The sequence below is a fragment of the Arthrobacter psychrolactophilus genome (assembly GCF_003219795.1).
Classification (GTDB): Bacteria; Actinomycetota; Actinomycetes; order Actinomycetales; family Micrococcaceae; genus Specibacter; species Specibacter psychrolactophilus.
On the sequence record NZ_QJVC01000003.1, the window covers coordinates 219176 to 241430 of the forward strand.

At 56.7% G+C, this 22255-nt stretch carries 19 protein-coding genes and 1 pseudogene; 12 read left to right on the top strand and 8 right to left on the bottom strand.

Annotated features, from left to right (window positions below):
- Window positions 1-203: 203 nt before the first annotated feature.
- From CVS30_RS05425 to CVS30_RS05460, 7 genes are all read left to right on the top strand, one after another.
- Window positions 204-1514 (top strand): ABC transporter substrate-binding protein, encoded by a 1311-nt coding sequence (locus CVS30_RS05425; RefSeq protein ID WP_110484305.1) that lies wholly within the window; start codon window positions 204-206, stop codon window positions 1512-1514.
- Between the two features lie 116 nt (window positions 1515-1630).
- Window positions 1631-2650 carry a carbohydrate ABC transporter permease gene (locus CVS30_RS05430; protein WP_110484306.1) on the top strand — a complete coding sequence of 340 codons (1020 nt, stop codon included), beginning with the start codon at window positions 1631-1633 and terminating at the stop codon, window positions 2648-2650.
- Entirely contained in the window at window positions 2647-3561 is a 915-nt protein-coding gene (locus CVS30_RS05435) for a carbohydrate ABC transporter permease (protein ID WP_110484307.1), read from the top strand. Before CVS30_RS05430 ends, CVS30_RS05435 begins: the two co-directional genes overlap by 4 nt.
- On the top strand, window positions 3558-5036 hold the full coding sequence (locus CVS30_RS05440) for a GH1 family beta-glucosidase (RefSeq protein ID WP_181419691.1): 1479 nt from the start codon (window positions 3558-3560) through the stop codon (window positions 5034-5036). Before CVS30_RS05435 ends, CVS30_RS05440 begins: the two co-directional genes overlap by 4 nt.
- A gap of 28 nt (window positions 5037-5064) precedes the next feature.
- Window positions 5065-6120 (top strand): LacI family DNA-binding transcriptional regulator, encoded by a 1056-nt coding sequence (locus CVS30_RS05445; RefSeq protein WP_110484308.1) that lies wholly within the window; start codon window positions 5065-5067, stop codon window positions 6118-6120.
- Between the two features lie 201 nt (window positions 6121-6321).
- Window positions 6322-7584, top strand: a complete 1263-nt coding sequence (locus CVS30_RS05450; protein WP_110484309.1) for an MFS transporter — start codon at window positions 6322-6324, stop codon at window positions 7582-7584.
- Window positions 7585-8043: 459 nt separating this feature from the next.
- Window positions 8044-8352, top strand: coding sequence for a hypothetical protein (locus CVS30_RS05460; protein ID WP_110484311.1), 309 nt, complete (start codon window positions 8044-8046; stop codon window positions 8350-8352).
- 130 nt (window positions 8353-8482) lie between these two features.
- Here CVS30_RS05460 and CVS30_RS05465 read toward each other — a convergent pair whose 3' ends face one another.
- From CVS30_RS05465 to CVS30_RS05495, 7 genes are all read right to left on the bottom strand, one after another.
- Window positions 8483-9343: a class I mannose-6-phosphate isomerase gene (locus CVS30_RS05465; protein WP_245934447.1), complete on the bottom strand. Its 861-nt coding sequence runs from the start codon at window positions 9341-9343 to the stop codon at window positions 8483-8485.
- 295 nt (window positions 9344-9638) lie between these two features.
- Window positions 9639-10454 carry an SDR family oxidoreductase gene (locus CVS30_RS05470; RefSeq protein WP_110484313.1) on the bottom strand — a complete coding sequence of 272 codons (816 nt, stop codon included), beginning with the start codon at window positions 10452-10454 and terminating at the stop codon, window positions 9639-9641.
- Between the two features lie 76 nt (window positions 10455-10530).
- The gene (locus CVS30_RS05475; protein WP_220033868.1) at window positions 10531-11475 is read right to left on the bottom strand and encodes a dihydrodipicolinate synthase family protein; all 945 of its coding nucleotides are present in this window, start codon (window positions 11473-11475) and stop codon (window positions 10531-10533) included.
- A 36-nt stretch (window positions 11476-11511) separates the two neighbouring features.
- A complete protein-coding gene (locus CVS30_RS05480) occupies window positions 11512-12300 on the bottom strand; it encodes an ABC transporter ATP-binding protein (RefSeq protein WP_110484315.1) in 789 nt (262 codons plus the stop codon).
- A complete protein-coding gene (locus CVS30_RS05485; RefSeq protein WP_110484316.1) occupies window positions 12300-14315 on the bottom strand; it encodes a dipeptide/oligopeptide/nickel ABC transporter permease/ATP-binding protein in 2016 nt (671 codons plus the stop codon). The genes CVS30_RS05480 and CVS30_RS05485 overlap by 1 nt, the downstream gene beginning before the upstream one ends.
- Window positions 14312-15274 carry an ABC transporter permease gene (locus CVS30_RS05490; RefSeq protein ID WP_220033869.1) on the bottom strand — a complete coding sequence of 321 codons (963 nt, stop codon included), beginning with the start codon at window positions 15272-15274 and terminating at the stop codon, window positions 14312-14314. The genes CVS30_RS05485 and CVS30_RS05490 overlap by 4 nt, the downstream gene beginning before the upstream one ends.
- Window positions 15275-15344: 70 nt before the next feature.
- Entirely contained in the window at window positions 15345-16997 is a 1653-nt protein-coding gene (locus CVS30_RS05495) for an ABC transporter substrate-binding protein (RefSeq protein ID WP_110484317.1), read from the bottom strand.
- A gap of 134 nt (window positions 16998-17131) precedes the next feature.
- Here CVS30_RS05495 and CVS30_RS05500 point away from each other — a divergent pair, with 134 nt between their 5' ends.
- The 5 genes and pseudogenes from CVS30_RS05500 to CVS30_RS05515 all read left to right on the top strand — a co-directional run bounded on the left by CVS30_RS05500 (window position 17132) and on the right by CVS30_RS05515 (window position 21010).
- Window positions 17132-17890: a FadR/GntR family transcriptional regulator gene (locus CVS30_RS05500; protein ID WP_181419692.1), complete on the top strand. Its 759-nt coding sequence runs from the start codon at window positions 17132-17134 to the stop codon at window positions 17888-17890.
- Between the two features lie 31 nt (window positions 17891-17921).
- Window positions 17922-18090, top strand: a pseudogene (locus CVS30_RS18270) (IS630 family transposase); the annotation flags it as partial.
- 274 nt (window positions 18091-18364) lie between these two features.
- Entirely contained in the window at window positions 18365-19042 is a 678-nt protein-coding gene (locus CVS30_RS05505) for a histidine phosphatase family protein (protein WP_146233344.1), read from the top strand.
- Complete coding sequence (locus tag CVS30_RS05510; RefSeq protein ID WP_110484320.1) at window positions 19039-19854, top strand: phosphatase; 816 nt, start codon at window positions 19039-19041, stop codon at window positions 19852-19854. Before CVS30_RS05505 ends, CVS30_RS05510 begins: the two co-directional genes overlap by 4 nt.
- Before the next feature lie 139 nt (window positions 19855-19993).
- A complete protein-coding gene (locus tag CVS30_RS05515; protein ID WP_110484321.1) occupies window positions 19994-21010 on the top strand; it encodes a LacI family DNA-binding transcriptional regulator in 1017 nt (338 codons plus the stop codon).
- Window positions 21011-21026: 16 nt separating this feature from the next.
- On the opposite strand, the gene CVS30_RS05520 is transcribed toward CVS30_RS05515, so the two are convergent.
- The gene (locus CVS30_RS05520) at window positions 21027-22232 is read right to left on the bottom strand and encodes an endo-1,4-beta-xylanase (RefSeq protein ID WP_110484322.1); all 1206 of its coding nucleotides are present in this window, start codon (window positions 22230-22232) and stop codon (window positions 21027-21029) included.
- Between the last annotated feature and the right edge of the window lie 23 nt (window positions 22233-22255).

Below are 22255 nucleotides of genomic sequence, written 5' to 3' on the forward strand. Positions count from 1 at the left end.
ATAGCGTGAATGTGATCTTCTTGACAGCGCTCCCACACCCGTAGCAGGATGAGTATCGCTTCGTGGAAGCGCTCCCGCATCTCGCTCAGAGTACTGCCAAATCACACCCCTTTGTTGGTGCGGCGCCATAGCTCGTGAAGAGGTTTGAAGGAATTTTTCACGGGACCGACAACAAAGTTGGTCCCACGACAAAGGAGTCACAAATGCGTTTGAATACTCGTAAGAATTGGGCTGCGGTCGCTTCGCTCGCCACAATTGCCCTGCTCGCTTCGGGCTGTTCCAGCACCGATACACCAGCAGCCAGCGGCGAAGCTGGTGGGAAGGTTTCGCTCACGCTCGCGACCTTCAATAACTTTGGTTACACCGATGAATTCCTCAAGGAATACACCGATGCCAACCCGAACGTCACCATCACGCACCAGCAGGCAGCCACCGCCCCGGATGCTCGCACCAACCTTACGACCCGCCTCGCGGCAGGCGGAGAAGGTCTCGCCGATGTCGAGGCCATCGAGATCGACTGGATGCCCGAGCTCTCCCAGCTTCCCGGCGCCTTCGTTGACCTGGAGTCTCCCGATGTTGAAGGTCGCTGGCTCTCCTGGAAGGAAGACCAGGGACGCACTCCTGATGGAACGCTGATTGGTTACGGAACCGATATTGGCCCGCAGGCTGTTTGCTACCGTGAAGATCTGGTCAAGGCCGCCGGCCTTCCGTCCGATCCCGCAGCCTTCGCCGAATACCTCGGCGGAAAGGATGCTACTTGGGACGATTACTTCAAGGCTGGCCACGATTTCGTCGCTAAGTCCGACAGCGCCTGGTTCGACTCCGCAAATGCCGTCTACCACAGCATGGTTGGACAGGTAGAAAACGCCTACGAAGACCCCAAGACAGGCGAACCGGTCAAGCTCGCTGACAACAAGGTCATCCAGGATATGTTCACCAACGTCCTGACCGAATCCAAGGACCTCTCCGCTGGCCTGACTCAGTGGGAAGGCGACTGGGATTCCGCATTCCAGAACAATGGCTTCGCCACCATGTTGTGCCCCGCCTGGATGACCGGCTCGATCGAAGAACGCGCCGGTGGAGTCACGGGTTGGAACATCGCCGATGTTTACCCCGGTGGCGGTAGCAACTGGGGCGGATCATTCCTGACGGTCCCCGCAACAGGCAAGCACACCGAAGAAGCCCAGAAGCTCGCTGCCTGGCTGTCCGCTCCCGAGCAGCAGATCAAGGCCTTTGAAAACGCTGGCACCTTCCCGAGCCAGACCAAGGCTCAAACCGAGAAGGCACTTCTTGATTCCAAGAACGACTTCTTCAACAACGCACCGACCGGCCAGATCTTCTCATCGCGCGCTATTGCGCTCAATGACACCAAGCCGATCTTCCGCGGCGTGAACTACTTCACCATCCACACCGCAATCCAAAACGGCATCACCCGTGTCGACGTCAACAAGAGCCAAGACGCTGAAACGTCCTGGAAGGGTGTGCTGACCGAATTCTCAGAACTCGGATTCTAATTCAGAGTTCCTGAGCTCGCCTAGGCGAGATTCGCTGCTTCTGTCGGGCGCCGTCGTTGATTCGCGGCGCCCGACAGGGCTCACCGAGGCCCACACAACTTCCAAAGGAAACATTCATGTCTGTCCAAACTGCTCCTAAGCCTGTGCAGGAGAAGGAGAAGACTTCCCGCCGCATTGCCTTCAGCCAGAAGCGCGGCAAGTGGGACGTCCAGCTTTCCCCGTACCTGTACATTTCACCGTTCTTCATTCTTTTTGCCATTACGGGGCTCTTCCCTCTTGCTTACACGGCTTACGTTTCAGTTCATGAATGGCATCTGCTGCTCGGGCAGGGAAAGTTCGTTGGATTCCAGAACTACATAGATGTCTTCAACCAGCCCACGTTCTGGAAGGCACTGCGCAACACCTTCTCCATCTTCCTGCTCTCTTCCGTACCGCAGGTCATCGTGGCGCTCTTGCTTGCTGCGGTTCTCAACGCCAACATCCGCGCCAAGACGTTCTGGCGCATGGGCGTTCTGGTCCCCTACGTTGTTGCCCCCGTTGCCGTTGGCCTGATCTTCTCCCGCCTTTTCGGTGATCAGTACGGATTCATCAACGCCATCTTGGGACTCCTACAGATGGATCCTGTGGCCTGGCACTCCGAGGTCATTCCCAGCCACATCGCGATCGCCAGCATGGTGAACTTCCGGTGGACCGGCTACAACACCCTCATCTTCTTGGCTGCCATGCAGACTATTCCAAAGGAACTCTACGAAGCCGCCATCATCGACGGCGCCGGGCGTCTGCGACAGTTCATCTCCATCACCATCCCGCAGTTGCGCGCAACCCTCATCTTCGTCATCGTGACAGCCACCATCGGTGGCCTGCAGATCTTCGATGAGGCTCGAGTCTTTGATGCCGCCGGAACCGGTGGCGCAAGCAAGCAGTGGATTACCGTCACGATGTACATCTACGACCTCGGTTGGGGTAACCAAAAGAACTTCGGCCGTGCCTCTGCCGTGGCCTTGATCTTGTTCTTCATCATTATCTTGATCGGCATCCTGAACTTCGCTATCACCCGCAAGATCTCAGATTCGGGCAGCAGCAAGCAGGGCAAGAAATCTAAAACCACTATCTCCAAAGCAACGAGGACCAAATGACTTCTCTTCCCGTCATTGCCCAAACCTCCGGTAAAGGCGCCGCGCGCTCGGAAGCCCGCAAACGCCGCCGTCGCCAAACAGGTGGGGCGGACCGCCGTCCGAGCTGGGTCACTTACACAATCCTCGCCGTCGTTCTTCTGATCTCGGCCTATCCGCTGTACTACACCTTCTTGTTGGCCTCCTCAGATCAGCTCACGATCTCAAAGACCTCGATTCCTAGCCTGATCCCCGACGGGGACTTCATGGCCAATGTCCAGCGCATCCTGAACTCCGACATCCCGCTGTTGAAGGGTTTGCTGAACTCCACGATCGTGGCCGTGCTGCAGTCCTTGTCGGTGGTTATCTTCTCGACGCTGGCCGGTTTCTCCTTTGCTAAATTGCGTTTCAAGGGTCGCGGCCCGCTTCTGGTCTTCGTGATTGCCACGATGGCCGTGCCCACCCAGCTCGGTGTCATTCCGCTGTTTGTGGTCATGTCCGATATCGGCTGGTCCGGCAAGCTTGTGGCCGTCATTGTCCCCGGTATGGTCACCGCCTTCGGAGTCTTCTGGATGACCCAGTACCTGGAAAACGCGCTGCCGTACGAGCTCATCGAGGCCGCCCGCGTTGACGGCGCCTCCATGATTCAGACGTTCTGGCACATCGCCATGCCGGCCTCACGCCCCGCGGCAGCCATGCTGGCCTTGTTCACCTTTATCGGTAGCTGGACGAACTTCTTCTGGCCCTCAATTATTCTTTCCAACAAAAACCCGACCCTGCCCATGGTGGTACGTCAATTGCAGGCGGGCTATTTCCAGGATTACTCGCTCATCATGGCAGGCGTAATCCTCTCGACGATCCCGTTGATCGTCGTCTTTATCTTCGCGGGCAAGCAGCTCGTTTCCGGAATCATGGCAGGAGCAGTCAAGGGATGAGTACCAATATGAACCTCAACAGCAACGCAGGGATCCAGTTCCCTGAGGGTTTCCTGTGGGGTGCTGCCACGGCAGCCTTCCAGGTTGAGGGTGCAAGCACACAGGATGGCCGCAAGGATTCCGTGTGGGATACCTTCGCACGCGTTCCCGGAGCTGTCTTGGGCGGCGACAACGGCGATGTTGCCTGCGATCAGTACAACCTGTACAAGAACGATGTTGCGCTCATGAAGTCTCTGAACTTGGACGCGTACCGCTTCTCCATCTCCTGGGCCCGGGTACGCCCCGACGCTGTTTCGGGACCCGAGGGCGTCAACCAGCTCGGTGTTGATTACTACTCCCGTCTCGTAGACGAACTGCTGGAAAATGACATCAAGCCGTGGGTGACCTTGTTCCACTGGGATCACCCGGCAGCTCTTGAAGACAACGGTGGCTGGGCCAACCGCGACTCGGCCTACCGTTTCACCGAGTACGCCTTGACGATGCATGATGCTCTCGCCGACCGCGTTAACATCTGGACCACGCTCAACGAGCCGTGGTGCTCTTCGTTCCTGAGCTACGGCGCCGGCGTGCACGCACCGGGCAAGCTGTCCTACCCGGACGCCCTTGCTGCCGCACACCACCAGATGCTCGGCCATGGCCTGGTCACGCAGGAACTGCGCAAGCGTCAGCCCGAAGCAAACCTCGGCATTACCCTGAACTTTACGGTGGCCGATCCTGTAGATCCCAGCAACCCGATGGATGTTGATGCGGCACGTCGCATCGATGGCCAGTTTAACCGTGTCTTCACGGACCCCATCTTGTTGGGTCAGTACCCGGAGGATCTCTTCACCGATCTTGCCGGCGCAGGTCTCGGTGGCGTGCTTGAGTCCAATATCCAGGACGGCGATCTGGAGATCATCTCTACCCCGATCGACACCCTTGGCGTGAACTACTACCACGGTGAGGAAGTGTCTTACCGTGACTACCCGGACGCTGTGGACGGCAGTGCACCGGTGGCTCGCACCACGCAGTCCCCCTTCCCTGCCGCCGAAGGTGTCAAGGTTCGCAACCGCGGTTTGCCCATGACGGATCAGAACTGGGAGATCCAGCCTGAGGGTCTGACTCGACTCTTGACCCGCCTTCAGAAGGACTACACGGGCCCCAAGGGTATCGCCATGTACATCACCGAAAACGGCTGCGCCTTTGATGACGTCGCCGATGAAAACGGCTATGTCGATGACCAGAACCGGCTAAGCTTTTATGACAGCCATCTCCGGGCAGTCAAGGATGCAATCGATGCTGGGGTTGATGTCCGTGGCTACTTCGCATGGTCCCTTTTGGATAATTACGAGTGGGCCTGGGGCTATAGCAAGCGTTTTGGAATTGTCGGAGTAGACTTCGAAACCCAAGAACGAACTGTCAAGGCCAGTGGTCTTTGGTACGCCCAGGTGGCCAAGGATAACGCTGTGCCCGCCGTGCTGGAAACCGTAAAGTAACCAGCAACTTCATTGGAAAGTTAGCTTTGTGACAACGCCGCACCATAACTCGCTCGTAGAGGCCACGCCTCCAACACTTGATGAGGTTGCGGCCGCCGCCGGAGTCTCCCGTTCGACCGCGTCCCGCGCGCTCAACGGGGGACTCCGCGTGTCCCCTGCCGCCCAAGCCTCCGTGGATGCTGCGGCAAAGCTGCTTGGCTATCTCCCCAACCGTGCGGCCCGGTCCCTCGTGACCCGCCGCACCGATTCCATCGCACTGGTCATTCCCGAGCCCGACGAACGCGTCCTCTCCGATCCGTTCATTGGCGCCACCCTGCGGGGCATCAGCGCTGCACTCGCCTCGACAGACCAGCAACTAGTTCTGCTTCTGGCCCGGCCGGATGAAGACGGCGGGCGCATTGCGAAGTACCTGCGCAGCGGCTATGTGGACGGTGCCGTCATCGTCTCGCACCACCGACAGGATGGACTCGAGGAAGCTGTCCTTGGATCGCGCATCCCCGCTGTTTTTGTGGGCCGCCCCTTCCACGACGAAGACCTTCTGCATTACATCGACGTCGACAGTGTGGCCGGTGGCCGTTTGGCGACCGAGTACCTCCTTAACCTGGGCCGGCGCCGGATTGCCCATATCGCCGGACCGCAAGATATGACGGCCGGAAATGACCGCGCCCAGGGCTGGCGTGACGCGCTGCGCGAGGCAAACCTTGCCGACGATCTCATCGCTCAAGGTAACTTCACAAAATCCACCGCCTACCAGGCCATGAATGACCTCCTGCGCCAGGACCCCACGATTGATGCGGTGTTCGTGGCCTCCGATCTCATGGCAGAGGGTGCTTTGACGGCCTTGCGCGAGCATGGCAGGTCAGTCCCCGACGACGTCGCCGTGATTGGTTTTGACGATCTGGGCGGCGCCGCGAATACCAGCCCCACCCTGACCACGGTCCGTAATCCCGTGGTGGAGATGGCGACGTCCGCGGTGGAGCAACTGCTGCACTTGTTGAGCAAGAATGCCGCTCCTCGAGAAACCCCCATCCCTTTGGTCTTCTTCCCGCAACTCGTGATTCGCAACAGCACACCCGGGAACTAACGTCTCCTTATTTTCCACAGGCGAGTGCCGAGTCGGCGGGATGGGAGCTGAAGGTGTGCTCCCGCCGTCGTACGTATTAATAGGGGTAGCAATTTTCGCCTGTCCGGATGGGCGGAGTACGGTGTGGGAAGCCTGAAGCAGCAGCTGGTGACCGCCGTGATTGCTCCGGGCATGTGGCCCCCTTTGGAAAGTATGTAATTTATGAGCTCCCCTGCCGCCGGCGCCAGTGTGGCCCCGCAGCGATTTGCCGCCCTCCGCAACCGCTATTCGCGTCCGTATCTGATCACCGCGGGGCTGTCGATGCTGGGAGATAACACCGAACATGTCATTACGTATTGGGTGCTGTGGGAGACGTTCCATTCGCCGGCGTTGGTGGGCTTTCAGGTCATCAGTCACTGGCTGCCATTCTTGTTATTCTCGGTGTCGTTCGGTTCCCTGGCGGAACGGTTCGATTGCCGAAGGGTGATTCAGGCGGCGCAGGCGCTGTTCATCTTTGTCTCGCTCGCGTGGGGCGTGCTGCTGCTGACCGATTCCCTGCAGATGTGGCAGGCCTGCGTGCTGCTGATCCTGCATGGCTGCGCCGGTTCGCTGTGGAGTCCGGCCGAGCAATTGATGCTCCATGACTTTGTGGAGCGCAAGGACCTGCCAGGTGCCGTCCGGATGAACGCAACCTTCCGCAGCCTCGGCGTGCTGTTTGGGCCCGCAGTGGGTGCCGGACTCCTGCTGCTTCTGGGGCCGACCGTGGGGATCTTCGTCAATGTGGTGTTTTATCTGCCCATGGTGATCCTCATGATGCGCACGCCCTTCACCGGGCACACCCGCGACGAACCCGATGCCTCGCCGCGCAAGCGGGTCGGCCTGATCGGTGCCTTCCGGGCCCTTGGCGGACTACGCAATGACAAGGTGACCGTGAGTATGTTTGCCCTGTCTGGGCTAGCGGCACTGACCACGGGCGGGGCGCTGCAGGCCGTCATGCCGACGTTTGCGAGTTCGCTCGGGGCCGGCGGCGGTTTGGGTTACGGTCTTTTGCTCTTTGCCACGGGATCCGGCGCAGTGTTGGGTGGCTTCATTCTTGAGGCCACGGGTGTGCTCAAACCCAGTATCAACGCCGCTATCCTGGGTACGCTCGGCTACGGCACGGCGCTGCTCATCTTCGCCGTCACCAACAACTACCTTGTGGCACTCATCGCCCTGGTGATCGCCGGGGTGTCGAATATGGCGTCGACATCGATCGGGCAGAGCATTGTGCAGCTGCAGGCTGCCCCGTCGCAACGAGGAACAACCTTTGGCGCCTACAGCATGTTCTCCAGCGGTCTTCGTGTAGGTAACGGCATCACGCTCGGCGTCCTCGGAGCACTCGTAGGTATTCCGTTCTCGATGGCTGTGTGTGCCGGTGCTCTCCTGCTCGGCGCGCTGCTGATTTGGTTCTATGCCCGTGGAGCGAAGCCGGTGGATCTGGGGTAACTGCCGTTTTGGTGTCCATCCATCATCAGTTGCTCAACTACGCCAAATAAACTTTTAGCACTGAGAAGGCGCGAACCATGACGGCATCCCTCTGGGAATCCCTCAGCCATCCCGGTTTGAGATAGGAGAGAGCCTTCGCCTAACCGACGGTGTTGTGCACTGGGTCGATCTGCTCCGCGGCGAGTTGTATGCTTGGGCACCCGATACTCGTTAATAGGGCACCTTAGTGCGAACCATTGACGCCCGGCGAGCCTTGTTAAAAAGGCACCTGATGGACGATTGATCGCAGCGGTAGGAACAGGGCTGCCTTGGCACCGGGAGGATGGGTGCCGGCGTGGAGCTTTCCAGCACGCAGCTGGATGGCCGCCGGTGCCGCGTCATTGACAGAAGCTTCGCACCCGACGGACCTTGCTGGTTCGACGCCAATGTGCACGACGGTTCCGAGACGGAAGGACATATGTGGCGTTGGGATCCGGAAACGGGGACCGTGGAAAACATCTTGAGCGGGCTGGAAATCCCCAAAAGCTCAATTTTTCCCCCTTGCTTGACGCCATGCTGATCGGCGACTCGGTCGAACGGACTATCCTGAACTGGAAACTTAGCCTGGATACAGTTGCTGAGAGCTTCGCAACCGTGACCGTGGGGTGGCCGGATGGCTTGCATGTTTACCGTACGACTCGGCACTGGAATGCGATATCTGGTGGGGCACGTCTAGACGTTTATGACACGGCCATGGTTCCGGCCAGGTCTACCGACGTCCCTGTTTAGCCGCCAACCAGCGTTCTCCTAACTAACGACGCCGATCCACTGGTCATCGTCACGAACGCCTCGCAAGGAATGGCGGCTCCGGCTGAGTTGGACGGCCGCACTATCGCGGCCCGCCTGTCGGAGCTCTAACTCACGTCGGTTCAGAGGCAGCCCTAAAACGGCTTTCGGGAGGCCTGCAGCGGATTAGTTTCAGCTGCCCGCTCACCTGCAACCCACCTGCGTCATGCGCAATGAGAACGGTATCTCCTCGAGAAATACTCATAGTCGTTCCTTGAGTCGACTTGATTTCACCAATCCCGTCAGTGACGACCATGATGCTAAATCCAGGATCGAATATAGTGTCTTGAGATACTTCGCGTGTCTCAACACGAAAGTAGCTTCTGCTTCCGGCCGCGAGTTCCTTCACCCCTTGTCCGGTTCTGACGATTAGTCTCTCCAAATCTTCACGGGAATTTTCTTGACGGTCTACGGCGGCCAAAGCAGTTTCAAAACCTAGGCCGAGATGACCGGCTTGGGTTCCATCGATACTAAATCCATCCCATTCCAACAAAATGGATAGATCTTCTGGTTCCTGAATCTCGACCAGAAAAACTCCCTCACCTATGGCATGAGGCATTCCCGGAGGAACGAAAATACTGTCACCAGCCGAGACTGTTACAGCGTGCATGGCCCCTAAGAATGCTGCAACAGACTGGGTGTCTACCCAGGTGGTTAACTCTTCAGTACTAACTTCCCGATTAAACCCGAGATGAACTGTTCCGCCTTCCAAGATCATCCAGGCCTCGGCTTTTCCATGGTTACGCTCCAGATGTTCAGACGAGAAGGCCCGACTTGGGTGGACATGGACTGGAAGCCTTTGCCCGGCATCCAGCAGTTTCACCAGCATCATCGTGTCACTACCGAAAGCTTCGAAATGTTCCGTGCCAAGCCAATGAATCGGGTCATTATTCACAAGGTCAACGAGTAATGTCCCATCGGCCAGCTCAGTCAATCCGATACGCTTCTCACCGAAAATCGTTGTGGTTGATCCAACCCAGTCCTCTGGGACATGGTCCCCCGTGCTGGGAATGGAAGACTCAGATCGAAAGTCTCGTATTCTTTCCCCGCCTTTGTAGAATCGGTTAGCCGGTTGATTGCTTCCTAGCCGAATAATTGACATACCGCCCTTTATGGAACTCATAGTTGCCGTGTGTAACTAGGCATATTGATACGTCAGCCGCGATTAGCCGGCGCTAGTAAATTCAAATGTTCTGAATTCGTCCACCCATTGATGACCTGTCCAGTTCTCATCGCCAGGAGGAAAACCCGCCGTCAACAACTAAGTTATGGCCAGTGATATATGCCGATGCCTCGGATGCTAAGAACAAGGCCGAAGACTTGATATCCTGCCCATCTATACCCATACGCCCAAGGGGTGTTCGGGTGGCATATTCATCAGCGAAAGCGTTAGGTAACTGCCTCGGACCAAAGCCACCGGGCGAAATGCTATTGACTCTGACAGCAAATTGAGCCCAGGCAGCAGCCAGATCCCGAGAAAGACCAATCACTCCGGCTTTAGCAGCCGCGTAATCGATGGGCTGTTGTTCCACTCCACCGTTTGAATACATACGGCGGTCCCGACCAACTAAACCGGCAATAGATGCAATATTGATAACGGCCCCGCCGCTGGGACTTTGCTCAATCATTTTTGCTCCGAAAGCCTTACAACAGAGCAATGTACCGGTCAGATTGGTTGCGATCATGTCTTCAATGACAGTCACAGGCCGCTGAAGTAAGTCGCCGCTAGCATTTCCTGATCCTCCGCCAGCATTATTGACTAAAACATCTATGCGCCCCGCGAAGGCTATAGCATCAGCGGCAGCGTTCTCAATAGATGCGTAATCCTGCACGTTGACAGCCAATCCAAGCGTGGCGACGTTGTACTTCTCAGCAAGGGTTTCTGCTGCAGAAACAGCCGACGCCGCATTCCGCGAGGAAACCACCACCGTGGCCCCGGCTTCAGCGAAAGCTGCGGCCATATCGTAGCCAAGTAGTTTTGACCCTCCAATGACTACTGCAGTTTTCCCCGTAAGGTCCCACAAATCTCGAATTGAATCACTCATATATCCCTCTTTGAAATCAATGACTGCCGATCTTTTACTCCCGGTGGCGGGCTGAACCCGCCACCGGGCATGTAGCTTAAGCGCTCAATGCCACCGAAATCCCAGCCTGTTCCAGATGCTGAGCTACCACAGCAATCTCTTCCTCGTTTAAGGGGACCTGTGGTTCAGCCGTCAGGTGCGTCGAGAAGACTCCTTGCAGCATGAGCCCAGTTTTGAAAGCGCCAATGGCTGAGGAGTTCGGTCCCATTCGCTCTGGATTTCCTGCACCCACCAACTTGAATAGTCGATGCAATCGTTCCTGTTCTTGACGAGCCTCTTCGAAACGCTGAGATTCGACGAAATCGAAAAGTCGAACATATCCGGAAGGGTCCACATTGCCCAACCCTGGAACAACCCCGTCTGCACCCATATTCAGCGCGGAATCAACGGTGAGCTCCGACCCTGTGAGAATGGAAAAATTCTCCAGTGCGGGTGAGTTTCTGCGAGCGATAATAACTCCGCGTAAGCTGCCCTCATCCCCGCTTGAATCCTTAATCCCTGCCAATACTCCTTCGGATCCTAGGCGAATCAGCATCTCAGCGCTGAGCTTCGAGTGAACGCATACCGGAATGTCGTAGGCATACAGCGGCAAGTCGACCGCAGCACGAATTCCGCGGAAGTGCCGCTCAATTTCAACGTCGCTGACGCGCGTGTAGAACGGTGCCGTAGCGACGAGCCCATCGGCTCCAAGTTCCTTGGCCACCTTGGCATGTTCAATGACCCTGGGCGTAGTCATGTCGATAACACCAGCTAGGACTGGCACTCGTCCGGAAACGTGATTGACGGTTACTTCAAGCACCAGTGCACGCTGCGCATCAGTCAGATAGGCCACTTCAGAACTGGAACCCAATACGAAGAGACCGCTAACGCCACCCTCCAACAAGAAGTCCAGAAGTGCCTTCAATGAGGCCACATCAACGGAACCATCAATGTTGAGAGGGGTGAGAACGGGAGGGATGACGCCTGTCAGTCTGGAGTTCATGGTTATCCTTATTTGCTAGTTATAGAAGTGGGAATGTTAGAGGAGAGAAGGGGCCGCGCCCAGAAGCTTTCGCGTGTAATCATTACTGGGTGAATCGAAGATCTGCTCAGCAGGTCCACGTTCGATGATTTCTCCGTGGTTCATAACGGCGATCTCGTCGGACACATAGCGGACTGTTTGGATGTCATGTGAAATGAAAACCAGGCCAAGCTGAAACTGACTCTTCAAGTCGTCCAAGAGATTCAGAATTTGAGCACGTACAGACACATCAAGGGCGCTCGTAGGCTCATCCGCCACAATGATGTCCGGTTGCAAGGCCAAAGCCCGGGCGATCGCAACACGTTGCCGCTGACCACCCGACATCTGCCCCGGAACAACATCGGCCGCAGATTGCGGAAGCCCAACGAGATTTAGTAATTCTCGGACTCGCGAGCGGCGGCTTGCCGCATTTCCAATGCGGTGTACCTCCAAAGGATCAAGAAGAATATTCTCAACTGTCATACGACGGTTGAGAGCGGTCGCTGGATCCTGAAAAATCACGGAGATCGTTCGACCAAATTCTTCCCGAGTGGCCGCGTCACGTTTTAGTATGCTTCGTTCTTTGAATAGGACATCACCGGAGGTGGGCGCTTGAAGCCCCACCATTACCCTGGCTAGAGTAGATTTTCCGCAGCCGGATTCACCTACAATCCCTAAGGTATGTCCTCGTCTCAGAGACACAGAAACATCATTAACGGCATGGAGCTTTCCTGGCTTGAACAAGCTGCCAGATCTGGTCTTATGAACCACGTGGATGTTCCGTAGTTCTAATACAGGTGCACTCATTAGTCCTCCTCCGATCCAGCAAGGATCAAGTCAGCATCGGTACGCACAGCGGACACCAGATCAAGCCTGTTACTAGCAAATTGATGGTTGCCACCAGCATCGACCATGACGGGGCGCGTCACGGAGTCAGCGCGCTGGTCCGCAGCACGACCCGCAAATCGATCTCCCGTGGTGAAATCATGCGGGGATGGCACGGCACCTGAGATTTGATGCAGTCTCTCTGCACCGTCCTCAATCGATAGAACCGATCCAAGCAGTCCTTGGGTGTACTCATGCCGAGGATTAGAAAGTACCGCAACGGTTGGTCCAGTTTCGACCAGCTGACCGGCGTACATCACGGTGACTTTGTGTGCCAGAGAAGCGACCAAGGCCAAGTCATGGCTAACAAAAACCATGGCGAAGCCGAGTTGTTCACGGAGGTTATTGAGCAGATCGATGACCTGTTTTTGCACCGTAACATCCAGTGCCGTTGTGGGCTCGTCAGCGACAACCAGCTTCGGGCTGCGGGTCAGTGCCATGGCAATCAGCACTCTCTGACGTTGTCCGCCGGACAGTTCATGCGGATAGCTGGACAAGGTTCGTTGAGGATCCAGCCCCACCATCGTCAAGAGTTCCTCGGCACTGCGGGTTCCTCCGCGTTTGATCATTTGGCCCAATTGATTCTTCACAGTCATCGACGGATTCAGGGAGCTAAGCGCGTCTTGGTAGATCATGGACATCTCATGCCCACGGAGCTTATTTCGTTCACGAGGGTTGAGTTTTAGTAGATCCACCCCATCGAAGAGAATCTCCCCTGAAACCATTGCTGATTCCGGAAGGAGTCCCATGATGGCAAGTGACGTCAGCGACTTTCCACACCCTGATTCTCCGACAAGCCCCATCGTCTCGTTGGGGCGGACCGTGAACGAGACGTTATCAACGATGGCTATGTCACCGTATCGCTCAGGGAATCTAATGCTTAGGTTCCGCACTTCCAAAAGTGGCTCCGCATCACCTTGGTACACCAAACGGTCGTTCCGACTTAGCTCTTTACGACGTAGGGCAGCCAAATGAATTTGCAAAGGGACATCTTCTTGCGCCTGTTCCACCACCGTTTCAATGTCCTCGATCTCCACAGTTTCAACAATCTGACCGGCACTGGTCTGCACCTTAATCTTGCGCAGGCTGGGATTGGCTAAAGCGTCAGTTATCCCTTCCGCCAGGATGTTAAGAGTCAAGACGGTTATGAAGATCATCAAGCCGGCAAAGAGCGTGCTCCACCATTGACCAATCAGGATAGTGTCCTTACCTTCGGCCAAAACTCCTCCCCAGGTTGGCACTTCGGGAGGCATGCCAGCTCCGATGAAGGATAGCCCTGCTTCAAAAACAATCGCGTCAGCGACCAACAAGGTACAGAAAACGAGAACCGGGGCAGCACAATTTACAGCCACATGTCTAACGACAATCCGCAGCGGTTTGGCTCCAATAACCTTCTCGGCGTCAACATAGTCTTCTCCGTACTGCGCGGCAACATTGGCACGGACGACTCGAGCAATCTGCGGCATATACACGACGGCAATAGCCACAATAAGCATCCCAAGACGAATTTCCTTGGGGCTCACCGCGACCAAAACTGCAGCCAATGCAATACCTGGGAATGCCATGATGACATCCAGCACACGCATGATGACTTCATCGACGGCTTTCTTGCTGGTTGCGGCAATCGCACCCAGTGTGGCACCAAGAATCAATGCCAGCGCCGTTGCTGCGAGACCGATGACCAGCGAGATTCGGCCGCCGTACATCAGTCTCGACAGGATATCTCGCCCGATCTTGTCCACTCCGAATGGGTTCTCTGCGCTGGGTGGACCGGTCGTGAAGTCTTGGGCTGTTGGACTGTGTGGAGCAAGCCATGGCGCTAGGAAACACACCACGGCAACAATGGCCAAAAGTAGCGCGGATATCGCTGCCGGTGCTCCAACCCTTCCAAAACTCATCCCCGGTTTCTGGAGCTTCTGACTAAGGTTCTTTCTCATGCGTTTCCCGTCCTTAGACGTGGGTTGACCATCAAATTCAAGACGTCAACAATCAGGTTGACGACAACAAAAGACAGCGCGATAACCAAGACCACGCCTTGCAATACCGGAAGGTCGGAGTCGCGAACGGCATCAATCAACACCTGCCCCATACCTGGAAGGGTAAAAATGGTTTCAATAATGACGGCCCCTCCCAATAGGTAGCCAACACGCAGTCCTAGGACTGTCATAGGGTTGATGAGCCCATTTCTCAAGACATTTCGGCTAACCACGACGCCGTAAGGAATCCCCGCACCGCGAGCAGTGCGAACATAATCCTTATCCAGTTCTTCCACCATTGAAGTCCGAACAATGCGAGTGACCTGTGCGCCAACAGGGAGCGCCAGAGCCAGAGCGGGAAGCGTCATGGTTGCCAAGAATCCGGTGAAGCTCTCCTGTGGATTGATATATCCACCGGAGGGAAACCACCCTATTTGGATCGCAAAATACTGGATAAATAGCAGCGCCAGCCAGAACGACGGCGAGGCCACCCCTATGAGTGAAACTGCCCTGATGAGCTGGTCAGGCCATCCATTACGGAATAGCGCGGCGACCACGCCCAGTACCAGAGCCATAACCATGGCGATCAAAACACCATAAATTGTCAGCTGCAAGGTGAGTGGGAATGCTGTCGAAATTTTTTCAGCCACTGGCGTTCCAGAAAGAGAACTGACACCAAAATCGCCCTGAACCATATTGAACAGATAATCAACAAATCGGACAAGGACTGGCCGGTCCAGCCCAGCTTCATGCTTAAATGTCGCGATTTGTTCAGGGGTGACGTTGGCCCCTTGGAAATATGCATACGCCGCGTTGTCTTTAGCCGGCTCCATCACCAAAGTGACTAGCAAGACAATTCCGATGACGAGCGGCACTAAGGTCAGCATTCGCTGACCTAACAACACTAATATTTTGCTCACAAGAAACCTCAAGGACTTTCATCAAGGACTGGCGGTGACCACAATCTCCGGCCACCGCCTTCGGGAGTTACTAGGCTGGGGTGGATTGAAGCAGATTGAGCCCCGGGTAGCCGAGTCCTTGAACGTTGCTCAATTTTTTGCCGTCGTAGGCCGTAATCAAGTCCACGAAAAATACCGGGTAGACCACTGCCTGCTCTGCAATTTCATTAAGGTACTCGGCGACAAGGGTCTTCTGCTTTTCTGGATCGGCTTCCTGAACGGCATCCTCCACCTTCTGGAAAGTTGCTTTAAATTCTGCTGTCTCAGCAAACTTTGTTGGCGCCAAGTACACGCCCGCAGGCGAGTAGAACGAGCGTGTAATCAAATCTGGATCGTTACCGAACTGGTTGGGATTGGATGCCGCCGCGAACACCTGGAAGTCTGTGCCCTTGGCCAATTCTGAGAAAAGTGCGGCCGTGTCCTGTGGCTGCGTACTCACATCCAAGCCGACGGCTTTCCACGCCTCGACGATGGAGGGCAATACATCAACAAGCCATGAGACATTGACGGATCGAAGCGTCACTTTGAAGCCCTCAGGAACGCCGGCTTCTTTCAATAGAGACTTAGCCTTCTCGATGTTGTAGTCATAGATCGTCTTTGCCGGGATGAACGACGGGTTATCTTTGTTGAGCAGGCTTTGGGCAGGAGCTGCCGTCCCCTTGAGCGTCTTCTCGTTGATCGTCTCGACGTTGATGGCATAGCGAAGTGCCTGACGGACTCGGCTGTCGCTGAAGAACTCTGCATTGGGGTTGAAAGCCAGCGTCAGATTGTTCATGCCGGCTGCCTGATCAACAGTGAGACCTGAGGATCTCAGCGACTCAGCATTTGTCGAGGGGATATTATCCGAGATCTGAGCCCCGGCATTGCTTCCAGAAATCTTGGCAACTCGAGCGGATGCATCGGTGATGGAGAACCAGTTCATCGACTTGAAGTTGGGCTTGCGCGGCCCGGTGTACTTATCAAATGCTTCAAAGGAATCGTTAGACTTCTCGGCGTGCACCGTATGTTTGTACGGACCGGAGCCAATAGAAAATTCAGGTTTGCCAGACTTAAGCTTGTCCCAGTCCGCCGTGGTGGCTGTACCGTTGGCAGCCAGAATATGCTTCGGCAGGATCTTTGCAATGGTGAGTCGTTGCAAGCCGTACGTCACCGGCGCCAGCAAGTTGAGCTTGACCGTTGTTTCATCGACTTTCTCGACATTCTTCAACCAAGCCGAGAAATACTGATGAACTAAAACCTCCGATTCCGGGTTCAGAATCCGTTCGAAGGTAAAGACAACATCGTCAGCAGTTACGGGCTTGCCATCATGCCAGGTGGCCCCTTCTCGAAGTTTAAACTCCCACGAAGCAGTCTTCGTGTCAGGCAGTTCAGTTGCCAGCGCCGCGTAAGGCTCGCGTGTCACCGGATCGGTGTCAACAAGACCTTCATAGATGTGCTGGAATGCAGCCATCGAAAATGCGGATGCGGACTGTGTTGGGTCCCATGACTGATTATTTCCGTAGCCAATGATGGCACTTAACGCCTCTGAGCCGGCATTTCCACTAACGGAGCTCGTTGATGCGGGGCCACCACATGCAGAAATTCCTGCCGTAACGGATGCTGCCAAGCTGAGAAGTCCTGTGTAACGCAGAACCTCTCGGCGGCTAAATCCGGAAACTGTTTTCTTCTTCGGGTTAGGGCTCATAGCTTTGGACCTCCAGTGTGCGAATCGACATTGAGTGCGGGAAGACACTTGTTGGTTGTCCAACAACCAACATGCAAGCTACGATATGTGAGGTACAACACAGTGTCAACCGTCTAGCTTGGAAAGCCGGAACTATGAAAACATCTCCTTCAGGATTGCTGGGCCGCAATAGTCTTGTTCGCGATGTACAAGAGTCAATCAAACAATTGATCTTCGAATCGGGGCTTCTGCCCGGCGATCCCATGCCCACGGAATTTGAGCTAATGAGCGAACTGGGGGTCAGCCGCAACTCTGTGCGCGAAGCCATGAAAGTCCTCGAGGCCCTAGGTATCGTGGTCATCAAGAGAGGCACCGGAATGTTCGTCGGTGAAATCACTTTGGATGGCTTCGTCGAGCAACTGGAGTTCCATGGACGCCTATCGCATCTGAATGGACACGATAATCTCAATAATGTGCTGCAAATTCGCGAATTATTGGAGATGGGGCTCCTTGATCAGCTCCTGACAAGCGGCTCAATCGATCCTCAGGAAATCCAGCTACTTGAGGACCTGACCACCAGAATGGAAGCCGCCGCGGCGCATGGAGAAAAGAGCACATCGCTCGACAGCGAGTTCCATCATGCCCTCTATGTTTCTTTGGGTAATCCCATAGTGACCAAACTTCTAAATGCCTTCTGGACCATTTTCAACAGTCTGGCCGACACTCTCCGTCCCACGACGGAGACGCCCATGGATATTGCGCTTAAACACAGAGAGATTCTAGAAGCCGTCAAAGAAGGCAACCGTGAACGGGCAGCGGCGGCCATGACAGATCACTTTGCCGATATTCACCATCGGCTCGCCAGGGTCGATTTGGCCGTCGGCGAAGCGACTAACAGGAAAGCCGAAAAGTAGCCCCTCTCTTCCTCGTCAATCCAGCAGCAACGCCACGCACGAGCATGCGGAAGTGAAGACCTGGTTGGGTAAAAATCCCCGGTTCCACCTGTATTTCACACCAACATCATCGTCCTGGCTGAATCTGGTCGCCCCCTGGTTCAGGGATCTCACGGACAAGGCCTTGCGCCATGGTGTGTTCTACTCAGTGCCAGGCTTGATCGGAAAATTGGTGAATAAATTCAGATCAACAACGAGCACCCGAACCCCTAATCTGGGTCGAGACCGCGGACTCCATCTTGGAAAAAGTCACCCGCGGCCGCGTCGCACTTCAAGCCATCAAGCCATCAAGCCATCAAGCAAAACTGAGTCACACCCCTGGTTCGTTCGGGGCAAGCTACGTCAAATGTGCGTCGCACTCGTGATCCCCGTCTCAGATGGGGCAGTATTGAAGCATAAGCTACGCTTCACACAGCCCAGAGGGAAAGCGCTTCATTGCCCCGCGAAATTATGATCGTCTGCCACGGCCAGGCGTACAACACGGTTCAGCCCGATGGTCGACGAGAGGTGCGCGATGCGTCCAATCCTCCCCTGACCCCACTGGGCGAGGCGCAGGCCGCCCGGGCCGTAAAGGTCGTGCGGGCGTTTGATCCGCAGCATGTCATCATCAGCCCTTTCCTGAGGGTCGCTCAGACGGCCCTGGCGTACCTCAAGCCTGCTGCCGCCGAGGGTCGCTTTGATGTGAGGCTGTCCGAGTTCTTCATCTTCGACGCCCTCGAAAGCTTCAACGGGGTTGACGCTCGGTACTATGCGGAGCTGCTCGGATCGGCACTTCCCGTGCTGAACGAGCTCACGCGGCGGAACATTTTCCCTGCCATGCCGGAGTCCGAGGAGGCTCTAAAAAACCGAGTCGCCGAGTTAAGCCAGGAATGGCTCCGGAAGCCCGACTGGGATCGCCTCGTGTTCTACGGCCACGGGGCTACAGTCCTGGGTCTCATTGAAAACCTCACCCCGGAGCTAACGGGACGGGTCCCAGAACCCGCACACTGTTCTATTACCCAACTGGTGCAGACGCCGTCGGGAGCCTGGGCACCAAGTCTCCTGGCCGACGTCGTCCATCTGGCCGGACTTAGCGAAAACGTTACTACTTCCACAGGAGTTGCACCCCGATGACCACGACAAGCATTGATCAGGACACCGCACTCATCGACTGGATGAATGAGACCAAGTTGACCGGTGCAATCAACACGGATCGCTCGAGCAATATCGGCCATCTGCGGCTGCTGGCAGACCGTCATCCGGGGTACACCTTTGGGGTGGCGATCGATGAGTCGTGGGATGAGCGGGCGCTGTTGGAGCTCATGTTCAGCAAGGCCGGCATCAGTGCGGACGCGACGTTCGAGCAGGGGCAAGACCACATCGACGCGCGGCGGACCGTCAAAGAACTTGCCGCATATGGGCGTCGGCTCGGGGAAGCCGTCGAACGCCAAGAGCTCATTCTCTTCGCGACGGCGCATCCTGCTGGGCTGTCCGGCGTGTACGCGACGCTGGCGAGCGCCGTGCGGCAGGCCGGCGGGCGGGTGTGTGAAATTGCTGAGCACCTGGAGCGCGGCACCACACTGATGATCGAAGGCATGGACGATGGCGAAGTGTGGCAGATTTCTTCCGTCTGCATGCGGTACTTCGGCGGAAGCTTGCTGCACACGCATAGCCCGCAGTTCGCGGAGTTACTCCTGAGCAAGCTCGCCGAACGCGGCACGGTGCCCGATCTGGTGGTCGCCGATCATGGCTGGGCAGGAGCTGCCGGGGCCCGCGGAATCGCCACGATTGGCATCGCCGATTCCAACGATCCTGCGCTTTTTGTGGCTCAGGCCCAGGGCAGCGTTGAGGTCTGCGTGCCCATGGACGACAATCTGCTGGCGTACGCCTACGAGCCCGTGATCGACTACATCCTGGCTCACGCGGGGATCCCGCGAGGGGCCTAGCAAGACGGCACAACCCTGGAGTGAGGCCGGCCCTGTTATGTTGCAGGGCAACCCGGGCCTTGTCCTGCCGTACATTCAACTCCGTAGTAAGTATCATGTTGCTTACCGAAAGTATCGGAGGTTGTGGAAGGACTACGTTATGGCCAAGGGCCGCATCACCATTGCTGCGATCGCCGAGGAGCTTGGCGTTTCCGTTCCCACCATTTCTCGCGTCCTCAACGGCAGGGAAGACGTCTCCGAAAAGACGCGTCTCCGGGTTGAGGAGGCGCTCACCCGCCATAACTACCGCAAGCCTGTTGCCGTTAATGCCACGTCCCGGCCAGCCGATTTACTAGATCTGGTCTTTCATGAGGCCGGCAGCGGCTGGGCTCACGAGATCGTTCGGGGTGTGGAGTACGCCGCCGGTCCGGAACACATTGGGGTAGTTTTATCCCAGCTCGGCGGATCACACCGTCCGTCCAACGAATGGCTCGACAGCATTGTGGCTCGCCGCTCGATCGGCGTGGTCTTAGTGCTGTCGGGGCTCGATGCTGCCCAGCGCCACCAACTTGATTCCCGGTCCATCCCCTATGTGGTCATCGATGCACACGGCGACCCAGGTTTGGGTGTGCCCACCGTCGGCTCCAACAACTGGAACGGTGGCCTGGTCGCCACACGTCACCTCATCGGGCTGGGCCACACCCGCATTGCCGTCATTTCCGGACCGGCAGATGTTCTCTGCAGCCGGGCACGCGTTGACGGATTCAAAAGCGCGCACGACGAAGCCGGGCTCGCCTGCGATCCGGAACTCATCCGCTGGGGCGACTTCGAGAAAACCCGCGGCTACCAGCACGCGCTGGAACTGCTTCAAGCGCCAAACCGTCCCACCGCTATCTTCGCGGGATCCGATTACCAAGCCCTGGGCGTTATGCGCGCAGCCCGAGAACTGGGCCTGGTGATCCCCCGCGATCTGTCCGTCGTCGGTTATGACGATCTGCCCATCACGGAGTGGCTCACTCCCCCACTGACCACGGTGCGCCAGCCCCTAAAGGAGATGTCGATGCTGGCAACGCAGATGCTGATCTCGATCGCACGCGGCGAGAAATTAGTCTCATCCCGTGTGGAACTGGGAACGGAATTGATGGTGCGGGAGTCCACCGCACCACCGCTGAGCTAGCCACTCCCCCGAGCCGCTAGGCGGAGAGTGCCAGTTCCACCTCGCTCGTGCCCACGGGCAAGTCAACTCTTAGCCGCGATTCGCCCGAGCTGAGCGAGAAGCTGCCGGCAAAAGCCTCGAACTCGATCCGGCCGTGACTATCGCTCACCAAATCAACGCGTTGCAGCCACCATTGACGGCGGATGAGGTCCCGCAGTGCCGCAAAAGCAGGTTTCTGTGATCCGTCGGCGCGGACAACCCCGACGGGTGCCCCCAGCCAGGCGCCAGCATCGTCAAAGCCCCAATAGGTAATGGATTCCACGGCAGGATGAGCCACCAAGGTGGAGTAGTGCCGCACGATTTCCTCGGCTTGCCGTGCCTCGCCATCCTCCGTGGACGGCCAGTGGTCCACAACGTAGTCGTTGAGATCGTCGATCTCGGCCGGCATGAGATCTCCAGATAGCAGCGTCGTCTCGGTCCAGTGCAGCGGGAGACCAAAACGAGCGAAGCGATCACAGATCTCCGTCAGCTGTGCTTCACCCCGGAAGCCTTTGTGCATATGTGATTGCAGACCAATAGCGTCGATCTGAATCCCGGCCGCGAGGACGTCCTCCACGAGCTGCTCGTAGCGGGGCCCCAGGTCAAAATCGTTCAAAATCAACTGCGCGTCGGGGTTTTGACTACGGGCTTCCGCCACCGCGAGCCGCACCATTTCCACCCGTCCCTTCTCGGCACACAAGCGGGTGATGGCGTTTTTGACGCCGTCGGGCTCGTTGTCGAAGTCCGGCATGATGACCACCTCGTTGATGGCATCCCAGGAATCAATGACGCCCGCGAAATCCCGCACCTCACGGCGAATCCGGCCCCGCAGCAGTTCTTCTGCCTCGTCGAGCGGAAGCGGGTCAACCCACGGAGCCTTGACCGTGTGCCACACGAGCGGATGACCCTTGAGCCGGACTCCGCGCTCGACCAACCAGTGCGCCGAGGCCATGACATTCTCGCGGTCGGTGATGCCCTGAACGGGTTCATAGCGTCCCCAGTAAAACGCCAGCGTCGCGGTGTCGAAGAGCTCCAGCCACTGCTCGCGGGCCGCATCATTTTCTGCCGGCGGCGTGCACCCGAAACCGAAGGCGTGTTGTAGCTGTTCAACGGTGACCGACTGTCCTGGCAGCGGCTTGCCGTGGGCGTCGCTCACGGTGATGGTGGCGTTGACTTTACGGTGGGCGTAGCGGTCGTCCGTCATGATGCTCTTTTCTGAAAATGTAG

Coding starts and splice junctions, on each gene's coding strand:
- CVS30_RS05510 (WP_110484320.1), top strand. CDS start 19,039: ATGACCACGACAAGCATTGATCAGGACACCGCACTCATCGACTGGATG.
- CVS30_RS05500 (WP_181419692.1), top strand. CDS start 17,132: ATGAAAACATCTCCTTCAGGATTGCTGGGCCGCAATAGTCTTGTTCGC.
- CVS30_RS05520 (WP_110484322.1), bottom strand. CDS start 22,232: ATGACGGACGACCGCTACGCCCACCGTAAAGTCAACGCCACCATCACC.
- CVS30_RS05425 (WP_110484305.1), top strand. CDS start 204: ATGCGTTTGAATACTCGTAAGAATTGGGCTGCGGTCGCTTCGCTCGCC.
- CVS30_RS05430 (WP_110484306.1), top strand. CDS start 1,631: ATGTCTGTCCAAACTGCTCCTAAGCCTGTGCAGGAGAAGGAGAAGACT.
- CVS30_RS05475 (WP_220033868.1), bottom strand. CDS start 11,475: ATGAACTCCAGACTGACAGGCGTCATCCCTCCCGTTCTCACCCCTCTC.
- CVS30_RS05480 (WP_110484315.1), bottom strand. CDS start 12,300: ATGAGTGCACCTGTATTAGAACTACGGAACATCCACGTGGTTCATAAG.
- CVS30_RS05515 (WP_110484321.1), top strand. CDS start 19,994: ATGGCCAAGGGCCGCATCACCATTGCTGCGATCGCCGAGGAGCTTGGC.
- CVS30_RS05435 (WP_110484307.1), top strand. CDS start 2,647: ATGACTTCTCTTCCCGTCATTGCCCAAACCTCCGGTAAAGGCGCCGCG.
- CVS30_RS05495 (WP_110484317.1), bottom strand. CDS start 16,997: ATGAGCCCTAACCCGAAGAAGAAAACAGTTTCCGGATTTAGCCGCCGA.
- CVS30_RS05450 (WP_110484309.1), top strand. CDS start 6,322: ATGAGCTCCCCTGCCGCCGGCGCCAGTGTGGCCCCGCAGCGATTTGCC.
- CVS30_RS05440 (WP_181419691.1), top strand. CDS start 3,558: ATGAGTACCAATATGAACCTCAACAGCAACGCAGGGATCCAGTTCCCT.
- CVS30_RS05470 (WP_110484313.1), bottom strand. CDS start 10,454: ATGAGTGATTCAATTCGAGATTTGTGGGACCTTACGGGGAAAACTGCA.
- CVS30_RS05485 (WP_110484316.1), bottom strand. CDS start 14,315: ATGAGAAAGAACCTTAGTCAGAAGCTCCAGAAACCGGGGATGAGTTTT.